Source organism: Chitinophaga sp. CCNWYY40 (assembly GCF_037483205.1).
Taxonomy (GTDB): Bacteria; Bacteroidota; Bacteroidia; order Chitinophagales; family Chitinophagaceae; genus Chitinophaga; species Chitinophaga ginsengisegetis.
This window is the reverse complement of record NZ_JBBHLF010000002.1, coordinates 1,142,228-1,161,471: the sequence shown is the minus strand read 5'-3', so window position 1 is coordinate 1,161,471 and position 19,244 is coordinate 1,142,228. Positions and strand designations below refer to the sequence as shown.

Genomic DNA, 19,244 nt, shown 5'->3' with positions numbered 1-19,244 from the left:
TTTCTGCATATGCAAAAGTTTATTCTTTTTTTACTCTTGATAATAGGCGTATCCTGCGGAAAGCTGAACGAAGCGCCGCAGTCCAGCTTCACGCCTGCCAATTTCTACAAGAATGCGGACGACGCAAAGGCCGCCGTTAATGCTGTATATGATCTGCTGAACACCGCCAACCTGTACAACCAGTCTATGTGGGTGCTGATGGATCAGGCTACGGACGATGCCGAATGGGGTGGTGGCCGTTCCACGGTTAACCAGTCAAAGAACGATCTTGACAAATATACTTTTACGCCGGCTACCGCTACTTTCCAGGTGGTATGGAGTGCCTGCTATCAGGGCATTAACCGCGCCAACACTGTGCTGGGGCGGGTACCGGCTATCTCTATGGATGATGCGCTCAAAACGCGTCTGCTGGCTGAAACAAAATTCATGAGAGGGTTCTATTATTTTACCCTGGTACGATTATTTGGCGATGTACCGCTGGTATTGCAGGAAACCACCTCACTCAACGACCTGGCCATACCCCGGAAAACAATGGACGAAGTATACCAGCAGATCGTAGCAGATTTTACAGATGCGGAGAAAGTGCTGCCGGCATCCTACACGGGCGCAGACAAAGGCAGGGCCACTAAAGGTGCGGCAACAGCTTTCCTGGCAAAGGTTTACCTGACCCGGCAGGACTGGGCCAAAGCCTCTGCCAAATGCAAGGAAGTGATAGACCTGGGTGTGTATGACCTCTGGACCAATTTTGCAGACGCCTTTGCTATTGCCAACAAGAATGGCAAAGAAGCGGTATTTGAAGTGCAGGCGCTGGGCGGCGGCGTAGGAGAGGGTAGCTACATGCAGGGCTATATGCGACCTGGTTTTGACAAAGTGAATGGCGTTTCCGGCTTTGGCGACAATCCTCCTACAAAGAACCTGTATGATACCTATAGCCTGACGGACAAGCGCAGGGATATAACCATCAGGCTTTATTCTGCCACTACCACACCTCCCGCACCGGCCAATATCCTTTTCCCGGGATATGTATGTAAATACCTGGACCCTTCCGCCACGGCTACAGGGGAAGGCAGCAACAACTTCCCCATTATCCGGTATGCTGATGTGCTGCTGATGTATGCCGAAGCACTGAATGAGCAGGCCGCCGGTAACGTGGAAGCCTATACGGCAATTAACCGGGTCAGGGAAAGGGCCGGTCTTGTGGGGCTGCTGCCCGGGTTGAGCCAGGGTGCATTCCGCGACAGCGTGCTGTTGGAAAGACGCCTGGAGCTGGCCTTTGAAGGGCACCGCTGGTACGACCTGGTAAGGACTAAACGGCTGGCCAGCGCGATGAAAGCACAGAACCCGGGTATCATTGTCCTGGATAAACATTACCTGTATCCAATCCCTCAAACAGAACGGGATGTAAATAAGAACCTGACACAAAACCCTGATTATTGATGATGCATCGCAGAACATTTTTACAAACGGGTTTGCTCACTACCTCGGTGGCCTTCCAGGAAAAATACTTTTCCTGGAAGCCTGCCGTGAAAGCCACGCCGATAGCGAATCCGCAGGTGATCAATGCAGGTGTTGGCGGCAACAATACTATTGACCTGCTAAAGCGGATCGACCAGGATTGTTTGTCATACCGGCCGGACCTTACCGTGCTGATGGCGGGCACCAACGACATGAACAGCGTGAAGTATGTACCGTTGCCGCAATATGAGAAGAATATCCGCAGTATTGTAAAACAGATCATGAATATCAACAGCCAGGTGCTGCTGATGACCATCCTGCCAGCTTACGAACCATACCTGTTTACCCGCCACAGGAAAGAGTTCTATGAGCCCGAAGGGTACCAGGAACGGAACCGGCAGGTGAATGATGTGATCCGTAAAATTGCGGCAGATAATAAACTGCCGGTGCTGGACATGCACCATGTTTTTGAAAAAACAGGTAACATAGGCACTGATGCGGATAGTCTTCTCCGTAATGAAGCCAACAGCGGGAAAACGGATGGCTTGCATCCCACCCCGGAAGGATACCGCCTGATGGGCGTTGTGGTGTATGAGGCCATCATGCAGTTGCAGCTGCCGCATAACAAGGTGGTGTGTTTTGGCGATAGTATTACATTAGGCGATGGCGGCGTATCCGGGAAGAGTTATCCCGCCGCCCTCAAAAGATTGCTTGGTTCCTGAAAAATAAATTATGAAAAAATTCCTCGTTAGTATTGCAGTATCCATCTGTTCCTTATCCGTGTTTGCGGCACCCGTTCCCGGAAACGTGACGGCCGACGTGATTATTTATGGCGGCACCTCCGCTGCCGTTGTTGCTGCCGTACAGGTGAAAAAAATGGGCAGGTCTGTTATCATTGTATCTCCCGACACACACCTGGGCGGCCTTTCCTCCGGGGGACTGGGCTTTACCGACACCGGCAACAAATCCGTTATAGGCGGGTTATCGCGTGAGTTCTACCACCGTGTATATCAGCATTACCAGCAGCCTGACGCCTGGCAATGGCAGCAACAGCAAGAATACGGCAACAAAGGCCAGGGAACAGTAGCGATGGACGGCGCGGAACGTACCATGTGGATCTTTGAGCCGCACGTAGCAGAACAGGTGTTCGAAGATTTTATAAAAGAAAACAAGATCATTGTATACCGGGACGAATGGCTGGACCGCGAAAAAGGGCTGATCAAAAAGGATGGCAACATCACGTCATTCACCACTCTCAGCGGCAAAACCTTTGCCGGGAAAATGTTCATTGACGCCACCTATGAAGGCGATCTCATGGCCGCTGCCGGCGTCAGCTACCACGTGGGCCGTGAAGCCAACAGCGTGTACGGCGAGCAATGGAACGGCATCCAGGTGGGCGTGCTGCACCACGGTCATCACTTTAAAACAAACATCAGCCCCTATAAAACAGCGGGTGATTCCTCCAGCGGACTACTGCCCCGCGTTTCCGGCGACGATCCCGGCAAAAAAGGGGACGGCGATAAACGGATACAGGCCTACTGCTTCCGTTTGTGCCTCACCAACGACCCGCGCAACAAAGTGCCGTTTGAACGGCCTCACGGTTACGATTCTACGCAGTATGAACTGCTGGTACGCGTCTTCAATTCTGGTTGGCGGGAAACCTTCAATAAATTTGATCCCATTCCCAATCACAAAACAGACGTGAATAACCACGGCCCTTTCAGCATGGATAACATCGGGATGAACTACGATTACCCGGATGCTTCCTATGAAAGAAGGAAGGCCATTATCAAAGAGCATGAACAATACCAGAAAGGTCTGCTGTATTTCATCGCCCACGATCCCCGCATACCGTCAGACGTACAGGATGCCATGAACAAATGGGGGCTGTCGGCCGACGAGTTTAAAGACAACGGTAACTGGCCGCACCAGCTGTATATCCGCGAAGCACGGCGCATGACGGGCATGAGCGTAATGACGGAACACGAAGTGCTGGGCAAATGTGCTGTGAGCCAGTCTGTGGGCATGGGCTCCTATACGCTGGATGCGCACAATGCGCAGCGTTATGTAAAACCCGATGGCTTTGTGCAAAATGAAGGCGATATAGGCGTGGAAGCTGAGCAGCCTTACCGGATCTCCTATGGCGCTATTGTGCCGAAGAAAGGAGAATGCGGCAACCTGCTGGTGCCGGTATGTATGTCCAGCTCACATATTGCTTTTGGTTCCATCCGCATGGAGCCGGTGTTCATGATCCTGGGCCAGAGTGCCGCCACCGCCGCCGTACAGGCCATCACCGATAAAAAGAATGTACAGGATATCAGTTATAAAAAACTGAAAGCGCAGTTGCTGAAAGACAAGCAGCGGCTGGAGTAGTAATGGTATAAAATAAAATAAGGGCCGGCAAAAAAGTAGTTCTGTACTTTTTAACCGGCCCTTGTAATTTCTCCGGCTATTTATGCAGTATCTCCGTAAGCTTTTCATGCAGCGCTTCCCCCCGCAGATTTTTTGCGATGATGCGCCCCTTTGGATCCAGGAGAAAGTTTTGTGGGATGGCTTTTACCTGGTACAATTTCCCCGCTTCATTTTTCCATCCTTTCAGATCAGATAACTGTTGCCAGGGCAATGCATCTTTCGCCACCGCACCAAGCCACGCGTCTTTATTGGTATCCAGGGATACACCAACAATCGTGAAGCCTTTTTGGTTAAATGCCTGGTATGCTTTCAGTACATTGGGATTTTCCGCCCGGCATGGTCCGCACCAGGAAGCCCAGAAATCAAGCAGCACATATTTCCCTCTGAAGTCAGACAATTTCACCGGTTTACCATTTACGTCGTTTTGAATAAAATCAGGGGCAATCGCTCCAATAGAAAGCGGCCCCAGATCATACAATGTTTTTGCGAATTGTTTGCCGGTTTTGGTGTTGCGTACTGCCGGTGACAATCTTTTGAAAACAGGTTTAATACGTGGTACGTCCACATCATTGCCAGCCACTTCTATCAGGGTAACCAGGCTGATATACGATGCAGGATGCTGACGGATGAAAACATATTTCATGGAGTCGGTTTGTTTTGCAACCACCTGGTATTGTTTCATCACCGAATCCATGAACCCGGGATCTTTTTTTTGCTGATCAGATGCCGCATCCACGTCTTTGCTCATCTGTTCCATGCGATGCAGTACGGTATGTTTGTACTGCTGGTAATCGCTGTTTACAGGGCCACCCGTAATCTTTGCGTTTTTTACGGAGTCGGTACCGGTAATTTCGATAACTCCTTTTTCCAGGTAGCAATCATTGACATCGGCCGTCTTCTTCCATTGTGTGAAATCTTTTCCGGTATGGTCAATGAGTGCATGCACGTTAACAGGTTCCTCCAGTTGACCGCTAAACCGGAAAGCACCTTTGTTGAACGTTGCCGAGTCAAGCACCTGCTGATTGTTCCAGCCATAGTTTTTTACCAGGTACGCCTTTGCAGGTGTGGCGGATGTATGAAGTTTGATGGTCAGTGTGTATTTGCCGGATTGGGCGAACATCCATCCGGGCGCCAGTATGGCTGCCAGTATCAACATCTTTTTCATGAGAAATATATGTATTGAGGCCAGGCAGGATGGATGTTTATCACCATCCTGCCTGGTATATTATTGAAGATATCCCGGGTTGGGTGTTAAATTAGGATTTTGCAGCAGATCAGCGGGCGGAATGGGCCAGTAAGACATATAGCTCATCCAGGTAGTGGGTTTGGTAGGCGCTACGGTAGCCATTACAGCGTCGATGACGCCGGTGCGTTTCAGATCGAAAAACCGCAGACCGCATTCTGTGAACAGTTCGGTTTGTCTTTCTTTAGCGATGGCGGTGAGAACACTGGCTTGTGTGCCTGCTGTCAGTCCTTCCAGGCCCGCGCGTAGCCGCACAACATTCAAATCTTCCACAGCATTGCTTTTATTTTGCATCGCCCTTGCTTCCGCACGGATCAGGTATTGTTCTGAAAGCCGCAGCATAACCTGGTATTCTGCATTGGTAGCTGGTGATTTATATTTACCGGGGAAATAATACACCGTAGCCGGAGTGGTAGAAGACGCGGCAACAGTGGAGGTACGCAACCAGTTGGTGAAGCGCCCGTCGCCAGGCTCAAACTTATTGATCAGGATATTGCTCAATGCAACAAATACATTGGAGGAAGCAGGGCTTTGCGGCGGTACAATTGTTTCCGGCATACCATTGTTATAGAAACCGTATTCATTGGCAGCTTTGGGACTGTTGGTAGCCAGCGCCCAGATGGTTTCCCGGCTGTTGGCAAGAAACACCTGGTTGAGCGGCGGCATCTCATAATTGGTATTGCCAATCAGTTCACCGGCCTGTGCTTCGGCATTGGCCCAGTCTTTTGCATAAAGATAAACCCTTGCCAGCAAAGCCGTAGCCACGGCCTTATTAGGACGGAAGCGATTAGTGGTGGTAACACCATAGCCATTTTTATACTCGTTGCTTAAAAGGGATTGCGCCATTTTAAGATCGGCAATGATTTGTTTGTACACATCGGCTTCCGGTGCGCGGGCCAGCCGGTTATTTACCGCGTAGTTGTTAGTCAGCGCCAGTGGTACAGGACCGTAAATATTAACGAGATAATAATAAAAATAAGCCCGCAGGAAGTAGCACTCGCCCAGCCACTGGTCTTTGTAAACGAGGTTGCCCTTGCTGGTGCTGATGCCTTCAATAGCCGTGTTAACGGTAAAGAGTTTTTTATACAGGTCGGACCAGTTGCCGCTTTGCCCGCTTTGAATCGCATTCTTGTAAAATACATCTGCAAAATTACCGTTCAGTAAACTTCTGAGTTCATCAGTATACAAGCCCATTGTATAACCAATATTACCACTCGAGGAACCTTGAAAAGGCCCGGAATTGTTCATGTTCAGATAGATACCTGTAACAACTGTGGATATCATATTGTCGGTGGAGTAAACATCCACCGCCGCAATGGTATTGGCCGGTAGCTGTGTATTGTCCAGGTATTTTTCGCAGCTGCTCAGGGTGATGCCCAGTGCTGCGGTGATGGTAAGCAGGCGTTTTGAAAAGCTATTATTGGCAGGAAATATCATCTTCATTTTCGGTACATTAAAGTGTAACATTAATTCCGGTTGTAAATATGCGCAGTGGCGGGATCACGCCTGCATTCAGGTTTTCAGGGTCAAGACCATCGAATTTGGAAATGGTCAGCAGGTTTTGTCCCTGTACGTACACCGACAGATTTTTGAGATGCAGCATCTTGTTCACTTCCGGGCTGAAACTATACCGGATGCTCACATTCTGTAATCGTGCATAGGTGGCGTCGCTATAAGCCCCGGTGCTGTTTTGCAGCAAGGTTTGTCTGAATATACTGGTGAACTGGCTGCTTAACTTAGGGATGTCTGTGATATCACCCGGTTGTTGCCAGCGGCGCAGCCAGATGGTAGAACCATTTAAGCCATACAGCCCGAAAGGAAACGCGGTCTGACCAAGAAAATTCAGGCCTGTGCGGCTGGTAAAATTAAAGGTGAAGTCGAGCGTAAGCCGTTTGTAGGTAAAGGAATTTTGCAGTCCGCCAAAGTATTTTGGCGCCAGGTCTACAAATTCGGTTTTATCTGCCTGGGTTAATCCGCCGGTGTAATCGGATACATTGCCTTTTGCATCGGTGAAACTGTAATTGCCGGTTTCCGGGTTTACGCCGTTGTATTTATAAAGCAATTTACCGGTAACGGGTTTGTTCAACACGTAGTTGGCATTCTGCGTACTGGAGGGTAATCGCAGCAGTTTGCTTTTAGGGATTGAAATGTTGAATCTTGTTGACCAGGTGAAATCCCTGCTTTTGATATTAATAGAGCTTAGGCTGATTTCCATGCCGCTGGTACGGATCAGCGCATCGGAGTTTAACGTGTAGCTGGTATAGCCGGTAACGCTTGACAGTGGCTGGCCCAGCAGCTGATTGCCTGCGCGGTTGGTGTAGTAGCTAAAATCGGTTGTAAGCCTGTCGTGAAAAAATCCCAGCTCCAAACCGGCTTCCGAGTTAAAGTTACGTTCCCAGTTCAGCAGGGGATTGGGAAGCGAGTTGGGAGTTAATCCTACTTTGCCATCATAGGATCCGCCAATTACACTATATGTTCCCAGCCAGCGGAAATCGCCAATGGCATCGCCGCCTACCACGCCGCTGCTGATCCTTAGCTTACCAAAGCTGAGCCACGGCAGGTTGTCGCTGATCAGTTTTTCGCTGCTGAAAATCCAGGCCAGCGCAGCGGAGCCAAAGTTCCCGATGCGGCGGCCGGGGCCGAACTTAGTGGAACCATCCCGGCGTGTGTTGATATCAATAATGTATTTCTCGTCCCACACAAATTTTATAATTCCATACATCCCGATGGACCGGTACTCGGTGAGGTTATAGTTGGTAGTTACCGTAGATCCGGCGGAGGGGTTGTTCAGCAACGCATCGGAAGGAAATCCCGTTCCGGTGATCTCGTCAAAATACGTGACCTGGTTGTTGAGTTCACCACCCAATTTCACACTTAAATCACCTTTCTTACCAATCAACGTATTGAATTCGCCATAGGGTGAAATGGTGAAGGAGCGGGTGTTATACTGGTGCAGAATACCCACCGTTTGCGTAGGAGCCTGGGTATTGCTAGGATTGAACACGGTTGTTGGATAGCCGATCAGTTCCTTTCCGTTGATGGTATTGTAGCCAAAAATACTGCGGAGTGTTACTTTTTTGATAGGCCGGTAAGTGAGCGTGGCATTGGCCAGGAGGTTGTTGGTAGTATTTTCATATAGCCTGTTGGCGTTACTGGCTGTACCGCTGCTGTTAAGATCGCTCCCGATGGATGCCCAGTTGATACTGCCGTCTTTGTTATAGGCTGGTGGCGCGTTTGGCGGCGTTAATGCGCTAACGGAAAAATCGTAAGGCACCATGTCATTTTTCGAAGACAGGTAAGTACCGGTGATGCCCATTGTAAACTTATCGTTGGCCGAGCTGGTGTTTAATGCAAACCGGAGCGAACCATCCCTGTTTGATCCTTTGTGCCGTTGTATGTTGCCGATATCACGGAGACTTCCACTAATCAGGTAGGTGGTGTGTTGGGCGCCGCCGCTGTAAGAGAAGTTAGCGTTGGAGGTGGCGGCCGATTTTCCCATGAATTCTTTCCGCCAGTTGGTGTAGCGGTCGGCGGGCCAGGTGCCGTTCAGATCATTGTCGCTGGCAGATACTTCGAGTTTATCATTGGCTAATGCTTCGCGGCGAAGCATCAGGTATTGATCGGTATTGAGCAACGGAGATGTTTGTCCGTTTACCGATATACCGGTGTAGATATTAGCGTTAAAAGATTGCTGGGCAGCCCTGGATTTCTTAGTGGTGATCAGGATTACGCCATAGGCGCCGGAAGAACCATAAATAGCAGTGGCATCCACATCTTTGAGCACATCGATACTTTCAATATCGTTTGGATTGATATAATTAAGGCCGCTGCCACCCTGCAGGAAATTTTGTGTGCCATAGGAAGTGTTGGTGGAAAGGGGTAACGTACCACCGGGATAACGTACGCCATCCACAATGATCAGCGGTTGTGTAGCGCCGGTGGTCAGATTGGCGGAGCCGCGCATCCTTACGGTAAAGGCGCCTCCCGGCTGACCGGTTACCTGCTGGATAAACAACCCGGGTACTTTCCCCTGCAGCGCTTCCAGCACGTTGTTTACCGGGTTTTTTGCTATTTCTTTAGATGTAACCGTAGTAATGTTACCGGCATTAAATCTTTTAGTCGTGGTACCATAGGCCGTTATTTGTACTTCATCTATGGGTGAAGTACTTAACGCAAGCTGGATAATGAGCGCAGACGGATTTCCGGAAATGAGTTTTGAAACGCCTTCTGAAGAAGCGCTTTCTCCACCGGAAGACTTCCGTCTGGCAGGCAGTTCAGACGATACTACCTGGAAGTTGTTGCCGGTAAAACGGAGGGTAAGCGGAGCGAACCCGATGGCAGATACTTTAATAACATCTCCCGTATTCACATCAAAAGAAAAAGAGCCATTGGCAACAGAGATAGCGCCTTTATTGGTTCCTGTAATTACCAGGTTCACTCCCGCCAAAGGTTGTCCGTTGGGAGAACGGATAAAACCTTTAACAGGAATGAATGTGGCAACAGGAGGGGCGGAAGGAGAAGCCTGCTGGCCGGAAGGCGCAGGCAGGAGTTTTCGGGAAACAAGAATCGTCTTGCCCTCGATCACATATTCTAACGGTTGATTTTTAAAGACGTCGTTTAAGAGGTCCCGCAGGGGCAGGTTATCGGCAGCAAGTGTCACTGGTTTGGCATCGGCCAGTACCCCTTTCTGATTCAGCAACACGCAGCCCGTTTGTTTTTTAATAGCGGTGAATACCTGCTTCAGCGTCAGGTTCCTGCCGGAGATGGTAACATTTTGAGCCATACTGGCGGCATGGGCATGAATAAAGGCGGCAGTTAATAAGAAGGTCGTTAATTTCATAGCCCTCATGATTTTGGTTCTTATTCTAAAGGACTTGCTGAATCCGTCGTTGGCGGATCTGGCAATGCCCCGGTGCTGCCCCGCACGAACAGGGGGGCAATAGCATTTTTTTTGCATAGATTTGCAGCAGATTTGGTTGTTAATAAAAGTGGTTGGTAGACCGTTTTTTTGACTAATTAAATTCATCCACCGTCACAGTTAGCGCTGTGACGGTTTTTTTATGATAACTGTATTATTGCACAATCAGCTTCCTGCCTTCCAGGCGAAATTGGATATCGGTTCTTCTGAGCATCACCAACAATCCGTTTAGCGAAACATCTTTGGTCATCTCTCCTTCAAATTCAATATCCGGAATTCCCTTTTCATACACCACTTCGATATCGTACCATCGCTCCATCTGGCGCATGATTTCAGCCAGGCTGACTCCATCAAAATAGAACAGGCCATTCTTCCAGGCAATCACTTTATCGATGTTGGCATTTTCAATAATCCTGATCGTTGTTTCAATTTGCGCCTGCTGGCCGGGCCGGAGTATTACGTCTCCCGGTTTATGCCCGCCTGTGAGGGCCGCCACACGTACCGATCCTTCCAGCAGGGTAGTGGTAACAGATTGTTCGTTGTCATAGGCATTCACATTAAAATGCGTACCCAGCACGGCTATTTCTGCTTTATTGTTCACGCGCACGCGGAAAGGCATGGCCGGATTTTTCGCCACTTCAAAATATGCTTCACCGGTAACCTCCACTATCCTTTCCTTACCTGAAAACAGGGTAGGGTACCGTATAGAGCTGGCCGCATTGAGCCATACCTGTGTACCATCCGGTAAAGCGATCCGGAACTGCCGCCCCTTCGGGGTAGACATCGTATTATATACAGCTTCCCCGGTGGGGGCTCCCGCCGGATCATAAGCCAGCCGGCCGTTTGCGAGCACCAGCTGAGCGCCGTTCTGTTTTGCGATTACGCCGTTGCTGAGGCTATCCAGCGCTACCTTCGAGCCATCGGCCAGGGTAAGGATGGCGCCCTCCCGGCCGGGGGCAATGTCCACAGGTTTAGCAGCCATAACAGGCGGCGGTGTATTTTTTTTATGAGTGGCCAGGAAATAAGTGCCGGCTGCCAGTACCAGGAGGATGATGGACGCCGCTGCCCAGCTTCTGCGGGGCAGGAAATGAATACGGCGTGCGGGCTTGTCGCTGTTCAACGCCCGTTGCAGCAACGGCAACAGCGCTTCATCCTGCGGGGCCGTTGTATCCAGCTCGCCTGCCAGCTCCTCAAAAGCGGCCTGTAGTGTCTCCTGGTGGTCCGGCGACTGCAATAACTGCTGAAATTCCGCCTGCTCTGTGCTGCTCAGGCTTTTCTTCAGGTATTGCCCTGCCAGGTAATATATGCGTGTATTTTCCATGCGCTATATAATAAGATGCGGGAGAGAGAGCGTTGTCACTATCACTTTCTGAAAAAAAGTAAAAAAATAATAATGGCGGGCAGGCGGACGGATTCCGGCAGGAAGCTCCGGATAGCCTGGAGTGCGGCGCTAAGGGCATTGCGTACATATCCGTCGGAAAGGCCGAGATGAGCGGCTATTTCTTTGGTGGTCATGCCTTTTTCCCTGCTCAGCTCATAAATGGTTCTGCGCTGGGGCGACATCACCCGGAGCGCGTGTTTCACGGCAAGTTGAATTTCTTTCACTGAAATGGTGCTCAGCGCCTGGTTAAAACTGGCGCCTTCCAGGTTAAGGTTGCCCAGCTTGGCATTATATAAGGACGTTTTGCGGAGATATTGCAAACATTCGTGAACGGTGATTTTCCTGAGCCAGGGGCCTGGGAGCTGTACGTCTTTCAGCCGGTCCCTGTTCAGCCATATCTTAATAAAAACTTCCTGTAGCACCTCCTCTTTGGCCGTTTCGCTGTGGAGCATCCGTAAGGCGAGTGACGCCAATGGTGTGGAATAAAGGTTAAACAACGCTGCAAATGCGGCTTCGTCCCCCTCAGCAATGCGCAAAAGCAGTTCCTTCTCAGTATATGTTTGATCAGATGACAATTATCTTTTAAGGCCGGATTATTTTGCAAACTAGGGCAAAAAATAATAAGAAAGTAGTGATTCGTGTAATTGATTGGTCATTTCGGCTACATCAAAACTCAATTTGGCAACATCCGGCTTCCTGTACTATCAGACCTTTGAGATGTAAAATTAAATACATCAACAAATGAAAACGATATTCATTACAGGAGCATCAACAGGCCTGGGCAAAGCAACTGCCAAATTATTTCAAAGCAAAGGATGGCAGGTAATTGCCACCATGCGTAAGCCGGAAAACGAAACAGAACTTTCACAATTGAAGAATGTTGTGCTGTTGCCGCTCGACGTAACCAATGCTGAACAAATTAATGATTGCGTAAAAAGTGTTACCGGGAAATATGATGTGGATGTGGTACTCAACAACGCAGGATATGGATTAATGGGAGCTCTGGAAGCACTGAGTGATGAGCAGATTGAGAAACAACTGGATACCAATTTACTCGGCGTTATAAGGGTTACAAGAGCATTTATCCCATTTTTCAGGGAGAAGAAAAAAGGCTTATTTATCACTATTACTTCTATTGGAGGGTTAGTTGGTTTTCCGCTGGGTTCTACTTATCATGCCACCAAATGGGCGCTGGAAGGCTGGAGCGAATCTTTATCCTATGAACTGGCCCAGGACAATATCGGTATCAAAACCGTTGCACCGGGTGGCATTGTTACAGATTTTGGAGGCAGGTCCCTGGATATAGGCAATCACCCGGCTTACGATGAAATGATGCAAAAGGTTTTTGCATTATTCACGCCTGAAAGTTTCTCTTCAGCAGAAGAAATAGCTGAACTCGTATACGAAGCCGCTACCGACGGACAAAATAAAATCACCTATGTTGGTGGTGAGTATGCGAATGCTTTATACAACAGACGTTTGGAAATTGGTAAAGAAGCCGCCCGGATTGAGTTGGGTAAAAGTATATTAGGCAATTAAGTCTTAATTTTGATAAATGAAGAAATCAAATAATATCCCTGCAAAAATAGATTCCATCTCTGAATTGAACAGGTTAATGGATTTGCCAAAACCGGTGCATCCTTTGATTGGTTTTTTCGACAACACCAGTATCAAGGTTGACATCAGTCAGCTACCTGAATCTTTGCTGTTGAATTTTTACAAGATATCATACAAACTTAATCAGCAGGGAAGAATGGGATATGGGCAGGGATATTATGATTTCGACGAAGGCGGAATGGTGTTTACTGCCCCCAATCAACTGATCACCATTCCGAATGAAGCAGTACATGAAGGGTTTTCCCTGCTCTTTCATCCTGATTTTATCAGGAATTATCCCCTCGGACAGAAGATCAAACAATACGGATTCTTTTCTTATGATACCAATGAAGCCCTGCATTTATCGGAAAAAGAAAGACAGCAGATTTTTACTGTCGTAGAAAGTATAAAAGACGAACTCAATAACGCCATTGATGCATTCAGCCAGGATCTTATTGTGTCGTATATTGAAGTATTGCTCAACTACAGCAACCGTTTTTATAAGCGCCAGTTCATTACCCGCAAATCTGTGAATCATGATCTGCTGACCGGCATGGAAGATCTGCTTAATAGTTATTTTGATAAGGAAGATGGCCTGCAGAAAGGGCTCCCAACAGTTGAGTTCCTGGCAGATAACCTGCATGTTTCACCGCGATACCTGAGTGATATGCTTCGGTCGCTCACCGGGCAAAATGCGCAACAGCATATTCATGAAAAGTTGATTGAAAAGGCAAAGGAATACTTGATGTCCACTCATTTGTCGGTGGCCGAAATTGCTTACCAGTTGGGTTTTGAGCATCCCCAGTCCTTTAATAAGTTATTCAAACGTAAAACCAGTTTAACCCCGGTAGAATTTAAGCAGTCATTTCACCAATCGTAGTTTTATCCGGCTTATTTTCTATCCATGATTTGTTTTAACGCCGGTTTCAGCGCTATGGCATGGCCGTGTCCGAAGGTGACCATTACGCGATCGTATTTATTGAATGCCTGGTCTATTTTATCGAGCAGTATACTGTCCCTCACCATTTTGGAGGTACGGCCAATGGCGCAGAACCGGCAATCGCCCCCGTTTATGTAATCAAATTTTTCGATCTCCGGTGTTAGTTTTGCTTCAAAGGGTACCCCGGTGTAGTGTTGGTATAATTGTTTAAATCCATCAAATGTTTTTTGGCTGGCAGATACCGGGAAGCCTTCTTTTATAAACCAGTTTTCGATGGCTTTGTTATATACCTTTTCAAAAGGCTCGCTGCCGTAGGCGCCGTATAGGTAGGGGATTACCAGGCGTTCCATTAAGTAATAAAGCAACAGCTGATCTTGCGGATATTTTTTCAGGGTGATGGAAAACTCGAGGCTGTCTTCCGTATCGCCATTCATCATGCGGATGCCGGCTTTGTCGCTCAGGTATTTCAGGCATCCGGGTTCACCTCTTGTAGAAGCTGCCTGGTTAAGAGAGGTGAAATGTGTGCTGTCGGGCATTTGGCCGCCTTCATTAAAGGTGATTTCCGGCCGGAGGTCATTAAAGTACTTTTCTATGGCTTTAAACTGCGGATGGGTAGAGTCCCTGTTGTGGTCGCATCCGATAAACACAAGTCGTTTGTTTTTATTGGCGAGGTCAATCACATAAGGCGGGCTGATGGTATCCATCATTTTACCGACGGTAACATAATCGATGGTATGGAGTTTTTCTTTTGCCGGGGTGTTGCAGGCAATGATTCCCAACGCCAGTATTAAGCATTTATTCATAGTGCGGATTGTTCCTGTTATTTAAACGACTGCCTGAACTCCAAAGGTGAAAAGTTGGTTTTACTTTTGAACAATTTACTGAATGATTGAGAATGTTCAAAGCCCAGTTCATAAGCAATTTCACTGACCGATAAATCTGTGGTAGATAATTTCTCTTTGGCTTTTTCAATCAGCTTTTCGTGGATGTGTTGTTGGGCAGTTTGGCCTGTCAACACTTTTAATAAACTGCTTAAATATTTAGGCGACACGTTTAACGCGCTGGCAATGTATTGAACGGTAGGTAGTCCTTTTAAATCATCGTTGCTGAAATAATCTGCCAACAGCTCTTCCAAACGGCTTAGCGTTTTGTGATGGCTGATTTTTCTTGTGATAAACTGGCGATGATAGAACCGCTCCGCATAATTAAGCAGCGTTTCTATTTGTGAGATGATGATTTGCTGACTGAACTTATCAATATTGGAATGATATTCCTGTTGAATATTTTGAATGATGTTGTTGACAGTTGTTTCTTCTTTTTCGGAAAGAAATAATGCTTCGTTTATTGAATAATCAAAATATTCATATTGCTTAATGGTTTTCGCCAGCGGGGTGTTCCACAAAAAATCAGGATGGATGAGGAGCATCCAGCCGGAGCGTTTTATTGTCAGGTTGGGATCAACTTCAATTCTGAAAACCTGGTTGGGCGAAATAAAAAACATAACGCCCTCATCAAAATCATATTCCTGTTGTCCGTACACTATTTTACCGCATAATCCCCGTTTCAGGGAGATAAAGTAGAAATCATACACCCAATTTATACCGGCTTTTTGAAAGTTATGTGGCATAGCCGCATAATCTATCACACTGATCAGTGGATGTTCAGGCCTGGGTAAATCCCGGAGCTGATGATATTCGCTGATCGTTTTAACTCTGTGTGTTTTTGTACCTCTCATAATGTATTAAACTATTAAGGAACCTCCTTAATGGTTTTAATTTTTTGATGATTAAAGATAGCCATTTATGATTGATTATAAACCGTAGCAAACTCCTTTGCAAAATCTGTGAGCTTAATCTTTCCCGGTATTGGTTTATTCCGGTAGTAATCTTCATACAATATACCGTCGCGCATGCTTGCCTGCATTTCTATAAAGCCTTTGGCAATTTGCGGGTTCATTCCCGCAGCCAGCCAGCCATCCAGGAGTTGTTCATCCGGAACTACCTCCCATTTCAGATCAGGCTTTCCGATTGCTTCGCCCAGGAAACAGGCTATTTCGTTGGGAGAAAACTCATCACTTGCAATGTAACGGATGGTTCTGCCCTCAAAAGGTTGCTCCATTTCTTCGGTAATAACAGCAGCGATATCCAACGGCGAAACCCAGGGCTCTTTGTTATCACCTCCATAATTCTGCACAATGGCGCCTTGTGTTTTTATGGTTCGTATAGATGAAAACAGGTTGGTATAGAAACCAACGGGACGCATGAATTTAATAGACACATCGTCCGGCAGTTGCTTTAAAATGTTTTCTACGTTGTGATGAAAAATCAGGATGCCATTTCCTGTGCCCATGTGAGCGCCAACGCTGCTGAGATGCACCACCTGCTTTACACCCGACTGCTGAATGGCCTGCTTGTAATTATGGCCTATCCGGCTGATGATGGCAATGAAGTCAACGTTTGGGTCAAAGAAACCACCGGCAGCATCGAGTGTTTCCATCAGGTATACTACATCTGCGCCTTTGAATGTAGCCGATAAAAAATCAACGTCTTCCATTGTGCCGATGGCTGCTTTTGCACCGAGTGCTTCAATGTCTTTTTGTCTTTCAGTTTTGCTGCTGATGACGGTAACTGAATGTCCTTTTTGCACCAGTTCCTGTGCGAGCGGTTTCCCGATATGCCCTAATGAGCCTGTAAGTACGATGTTCATAATTTGTTTTGTTGTTATTGCAAAGGTCTGCAACCATCACAAAACGGATGTAGTCAAAGTACCTATTGTTGTAGTCAAAAGGATGGGAAGCTTTCCATTTTGTACATCAATAATCAATAGTGCTTTTTTCATTTTCTGATCTTTTAGGCCATAAAAGTAGCAGGCTTCTATCTCCCAAAATTTGAACTAGTTCAAAAAATGCACTATTTGCCGGAGAGCTTCTTCCTGATTTTACTCAGAAATTCGTGGGATATACCCAAGTATGCAGCCAGCTGTTGCTGGTTGAGACGTTGTTCCAGGCCGGGATATTTCTCCATAAACTCCAGGTAGCGCTTGTCGGCAGTTTTGCTTAATGAAGAAATTACCCTGCGTTGAAAGGTAACCAACGATTTCTGGTTCATGATACGAAACATCTTTTCTACTTTGGGCAGCGTTTCATACAGGAGATCTTTATGAGGTTTGTTGATAAGGAGCACCTCGCTGTCTTCCAGCGCTTCAATATTCAGGATAGACGGCCGCTGGTTAATAAAGCTTCATATTTACAGGTGTCGCCTTCACGCAGAAGAAAATCTTTTTTCTTTATCTTCCTGTGATGAAAATTGACAATAAACTGTTCAAATTCTGCATCCGTAATTTGAATGTATTGTTCGATATGCTTTCTGAGTAATTCAAGATCAGTCATACTAAATCCTGCGTCCGGATAAAAATTAAAGTTATGACTTTTATAAGATGCATGCCAAAATGGGAGTGGAGCCACTATCTTTATAAAAGAAAATCAGCAATGGAGCAACAAATAATCATTAATGGAGATGTTATCAGCGATATCCCTTCTTTTTACAGGGAAATAAACCGTGTATTCATGGCCGGTGAAGACTGGCAGCTGGGCGATAGCCTGGACGCCTTTAATGACCTGCTTTACGGAGGATTTGGGGTCATCAAAAACGCCGGACCGGTTGTGCTGTTATGGAGAAATATGGAAAGAAGCAGAACGGCTTTGGGCTATGATGTTACCAAACGGTACTATGAAGAGAAGCTGCTGCCTGACTCGCCATTCAATAAGGAACATTTCCGCGAAAAGCTGGACGCATTGAACAACGGCACAGGTCAAACTTATTTCGACATACTATTGGAGATCATTGCAGCTCATCCCAATATTACGCTGCAGTCAATTTCCTGATGGCTGCCTTACCGTGGTCTGGCGCAGGGAGGTATTGCAGTGGTAGGGCAGATACAATTGTTACAGCCATTTTTTGGATTGGCCCTCGCGGCTACTTTACTTCATGAACGGGTGAGCATTGGTATGCCTGGTGTGACCGGATCAAGGAAGTTTGCGAGATAGTTTCAGTTTTGTACTGCGTCAAATATCTCTTTGCAGCGTTCTTTGTCAACACCGTTTTCTCCTTTCCATCCGCCTAATGGCAAAATGATGTCGGAGCGGAAGGAGGTGGTTAATTTTTTACCTGCTTCCCATAAATCTTTTTGCGTGGGGAATGCTTCGTACCTGGGCTTTATGAAGGCATTTGGTAAGATACCGCATTCAGCCAGTGTTTGTAAAATTCCGTAGCGCTTATATTTGTCGGTTTGGTCTAAAATTTTGTGTGAGGCAATTCTTTGTTCCAACTTTCCAGGCGTTTCTTTTTTGTCTGCCTGCGCAATGAAGTCCAATAGTTCGGTTAGTTTGTTTCTATCCGCCTGGGTTATTTCCGGTTTATCAAACGTCAGTGCTTCTTCGAGTTCAATTAAATAGTGCAGCGGCAGTTCATTCCACGAATGTCCCAGGTAATAGGTGTAGAGCTGATGTGTTTTGTCTTCCGTTTCCACTTTTGGCAGTCCGCAAATTTCGCAGGTATCTTTGCCTGCAAAATCATGTTTGTATAAATGCCGGAGATACAAATAACTCATCAGGGTTTGTCTTGCCCGGGGCATTTCTCCCGTCAATCCTTTTAAAAACATCGAAGTAGCAAAGCCGGACGTGAGCTTTTTATCTTCTTTAATTTTCAGTAATCTTTCCAGGGCATTGTCGTGATCAAATGTTTCAAAATTATTGGGCTGGAGTCCTTTACTGTTTAATATTTCCAGGTCGGCCTGTGTTACGGTTGCGGGGATTTTATGTTCGTGTCTATTAAGCGGGAGGTTATAAAATCCATTTTCATTGGCGTAAACTTTTTTTAATATTGTCAGTGTTTTTTTATCCATTTGGGTTGTACTGTTTTTTAGGGTGTAATGCAGCTAATATATATAAATAGTTATCTTTTTTTGTATTTTGTATCAAAATATCAACATGACTTTCCTTTTCAAATGTTCCCAGGAGCAGATCTATCAGTTTGTTAATCTTGAAAATGTTACTCATATTACGGTAGATGCCAGCAGTCATAGTATACAATTCTTTCTTTCTCCGGCGGGGCCGTCGCAACCATATATTTTTTGGAGTTATACAGCGCCGGAGCCGTTTAATTACGATGTGAACCGGTTGGAATCGTTGGATGTTATGTTGCCCAGGTAAGTTGTATTGTTTGACGGGTAATCCGGCATCATGTGTCCATTTGCCAACATATAAATATTAATTGATAATCCTCCCGGATACTTCTACGGC

The 19,244-nt window shown here is 46.8% G+C and carries 16 protein-coding genes; 6 read left to right on the top strand and 10 right to left on the bottom strand.

The genetic code is table 11. The features are described from left to right. The first annotated feature begins 9 nt into the window (after nt 1–9). The 3 genes from V7S65_RS10465 to V7S65_RS10455 are packed head-to-tail and all read left to right on the top strand — an operon-like array spanning nt 10 to nt 3,828. The gene (locus V7S65_RS10465) at nt 10–1,437 is read left to right on the top strand and encodes a RagB/SusD family nutrient uptake outer membrane protein (RefSeq protein WP_336388298.1); all 1,428 of its coding nucleotides are present in this window, start codon (nt 10–12) and stop codon (nt 1,435–1,437) included. Then, complete coding sequence (locus V7S65_RS10460) at nt 1,437–2,177, top strand: SGNH/GDSL hydrolase family protein (RefSeq protein WP_336388299.1); 741 nt, start codon at nt 1,437–1,439, stop codon at nt 2,175–2,177. Before V7S65_RS10465 ends, V7S65_RS10460 begins: the two co-directional genes overlap by 1 nt. 10 nt (nt 2,178–2,187) lie before the next feature. After that, a complete protein-coding gene (locus V7S65_RS10455) occupies nt 2,188–3,828 on the top strand; it encodes an FAD-dependent oxidoreductase (protein WP_336388300.1) in 1,641 nt (546 codons plus the stop codon). A gap of 76 nt (nt 3,829–3,904) precedes the next feature. Here the strand turns inward: V7S65_RS10455 and V7S65_RS10450 are convergent, their stop codons facing one another. The 5 genes from V7S65_RS10450 to V7S65_RS10430 all read right to left on the bottom strand — a co-directional run bounded on the left by V7S65_RS10450 (nt 3,905) and on the right by V7S65_RS10430 (nt 11,945). Further along, a complete protein-coding gene (locus V7S65_RS10450; protein WP_336388301.1) occupies nt 3,905–5,032 on the bottom strand; it encodes a TlpA disulfide reductase family protein in 1,128 nt (375 codons plus the stop codon). 60 nt (nt 5,033–5,092) lie between these two features. After that, complete coding sequence (locus tag V7S65_RS10445) at nt 5,093–6,553, bottom strand: RagB/SusD family nutrient uptake outer membrane protein (RefSeq protein WP_336388302.1); 1,461 nt, start codon at nt 6,551–6,553, stop codon at nt 5,093–5,095. A 10-nt stretch (nt 6,554–6,563) separates the two neighbouring features. Next, nucleotides 6,564–9,950 carry a SusC/RagA family TonB-linked outer membrane protein gene (locus tag V7S65_RS10440; RefSeq protein ID WP_336388303.1) on the bottom strand — a complete coding sequence of 1,129 codons (3,387 nt, stop codon included), beginning with the start codon at nt 9,948–9,950 and terminating at the stop codon, nt 6,564–6,566. Nucleotides 9,951–10,182: 232 nt separating this feature from the next. After that, complete coding sequence (locus V7S65_RS10435) at nt 10,183–11,349, bottom strand: FecR family protein (protein WP_336388304.1); 1,167 nt, start codon at nt 11,347–11,349, stop codon at nt 10,183–10,185. Nucleotides 11,350–11,390: 41 nt separating this feature from the next. Then, nucleotides 11,391–11,945 (bottom strand): RNA polymerase sigma factor, encoded by a 555-nt coding sequence (locus tag V7S65_RS10430; RefSeq protein ID WP_336388305.1) that lies wholly within the window; start codon nt 11,943–11,945, stop codon nt 11,391–11,393. 205 nt (nt 11,946–12,150) lie between these two features. On the opposite strand from V7S65_RS10430, the gene V7S65_RS10425 reads away from it, so the two are divergent. Further along, a complete protein-coding gene (locus V7S65_RS10425; RefSeq protein WP_336388306.1) occupies nt 12,151–12,948 on the top strand; it encodes an SDR family oxidoreductase in 798 nt (265 codons plus the stop codon). A 16-nt stretch (nt 12,949–12,964) separates the two neighbouring features. Further along, nucleotides 12,965–13,885, top strand: coding sequence for a helix-turn-helix domain-containing protein (locus V7S65_RS10420; RefSeq protein ID WP_336388307.1), 921 nt, complete (start codon nt 12,965–12,967; stop codon nt 13,883–13,885). Nucleotides 13,886–13,896: 11 nt separating this feature from the next. Here the strand turns inward: V7S65_RS10420 and V7S65_RS10415 are convergent, their stop codons facing one another. The 4 genes from V7S65_RS10415 to V7S65_RS10400 all read right to left on the bottom strand — a co-directional run bounded on the left by V7S65_RS10415 (nt 13,897) and on the right by V7S65_RS10400 (nt 17,064). Next, nucleotides 13,897–14,748 (bottom strand): hypothetical protein, encoded by an 852-nt coding sequence (locus tag V7S65_RS10415; protein ID WP_336388308.1) that lies wholly within the window; start codon nt 14,746–14,748, stop codon nt 13,897–13,899. Between the two features lie 17 nt (nt 14,749–14,765). After that, on the bottom strand, nt 14,766–15,680 hold the full coding sequence (locus V7S65_RS10410; RefSeq protein WP_336388309.1) for a helix-turn-helix domain-containing protein: 915 nt from the start codon (nt 15,678–15,680) through the stop codon (nt 14,766–14,768). Between the two features lie 65 nt (nt 15,681–15,745). Next, nucleotides 15,746–16,651 carry an NmrA family NAD(P)-binding protein gene (locus V7S65_RS10405; protein ID WP_336388310.1) on the bottom strand — a complete coding sequence of 302 codons (906 nt, stop codon included), beginning with the start codon at nt 16,649–16,651 and terminating at the stop codon, nt 15,746–15,748. A gap of 203 nt (nt 16,652–16,854) precedes the next feature. Then, complete coding sequence (locus tag V7S65_RS10400; RefSeq protein WP_336388311.1) at nt 16,855–17,064, bottom strand: hypothetical protein; 210 nt, start codon at nt 17,062–17,064, stop codon at nt 16,855–16,857. A 302-nt stretch (nt 17,065–17,366) separates the two neighbouring features. On the opposite strand from V7S65_RS10400, the gene V7S65_RS10395 reads away from it, so the two are divergent. Then, a complete protein-coding gene (locus tag V7S65_RS10395) occupies nt 17,367–17,828 on the top strand; it encodes a barstar family protein (RefSeq protein WP_336388312.1) in 462 nt (153 codons plus the stop codon). Nucleotides 17,829–17,992: 164 nt separating this feature from the next. On the opposite strand, the gene V7S65_RS10390 is transcribed toward V7S65_RS10395, so the two are convergent. Continuing rightward, nucleotides 17,993–18,847, bottom strand: coding sequence for a hypothetical protein (locus V7S65_RS10390; RefSeq protein WP_336388313.1), 855 nt, complete (start codon nt 18,845–18,847; stop codon nt 17,993–17,995). Nucleotides 18,848–19,244: the final 397 nt, after the last annotated feature.

Coding starts and splice junctions, on each gene's coding strand:
- V7S65_RS10465 (WP_336388298.1), top strand. CDS start 10: ATGCAAAAGTTTATTCTTTTTTTACTCTTGATAATAGGCGTATCCTGC.
- V7S65_RS10425 (WP_336388306.1), top strand. CDS start 12,151: ATGAAAACGATATTCATTACAGGAGCATCAACAGGCCTGGGCAAAGCA.
- V7S65_RS10405 (WP_336388310.1), bottom strand. CDS start 16,651: ATGAACATCGTACTTACAGGCTCATTAGGGCATATCGGGAAACCGCTC.
- V7S65_RS10410 (WP_336388309.1), bottom strand. CDS start 15,680: ATGAGAGGTACAAAAACACACAGAGTTAAAACGATCAGCGAATATCAT.
- V7S65_RS10420 (WP_336388307.1), top strand. CDS start 12,965: ATGAAGAAATCAAATAATATCCCTGCAAAAATAGATTCCATCTCTGAA.
- V7S65_RS10445 (WP_336388302.1), bottom strand. CDS start 6,553: ATGAAGATGATATTTCCTGCCAATAATAGCTTTTCAAAACGCCTGCTT.
- V7S65_RS10455 (WP_336388300.1), top strand. CDS start 2,188: ATGAAAAAATTCCTCGTTAGTATTGCAGTATCCATCTGTTCCTTATCC.
- V7S65_RS10440 (WP_336388303.1), bottom strand. CDS start 9,950: ATGAAATTAACGACCTTCTTATTAACTGCCGCCTTTATTCATGCCCAT.
- V7S65_RS10460 (WP_336388299.1), top strand. CDS start 1,437: ATGATGCATCGCAGAACATTTTTACAAACGGGTTTGCTCACTACCTCG.
- V7S65_RS10450 (WP_336388301.1), bottom strand. CDS start 5,032: ATGAAAAAGATGTTGATACTGGCAGCCATACTGGCGCCCGGATGGATG.
- V7S65_RS10415 (WP_336388308.1), bottom strand. CDS start 14,748: ATGAATAAATGCTTAATACTGGCGTTGGGAATCATTGCCTGCAACACC.
- V7S65_RS10435 (WP_336388304.1), bottom strand. CDS start 11,349: ATGGAAAATACACGCATATATTACCTGGCAGGGCAATACCTGAAGAAA.
- V7S65_RS10390 (WP_336388313.1), bottom strand. CDS start 18,847: ATGGATAAAAAAACACTGACAATATTAAAAAAAGTTTACGCCAATGAA.
- V7S65_RS10400 (WP_336388311.1), bottom strand. CDS start 17,064: ATGTTTCGTATCATGAACCAGAAATCGTTGGTTACCTTTCAACGCAGG.
- V7S65_RS10395 (WP_336388312.1), top strand. CDS start 17,367: ATGACTTTTATAAGATGCATGCCAAAATGGGAGTGGAGCCACTATCTT.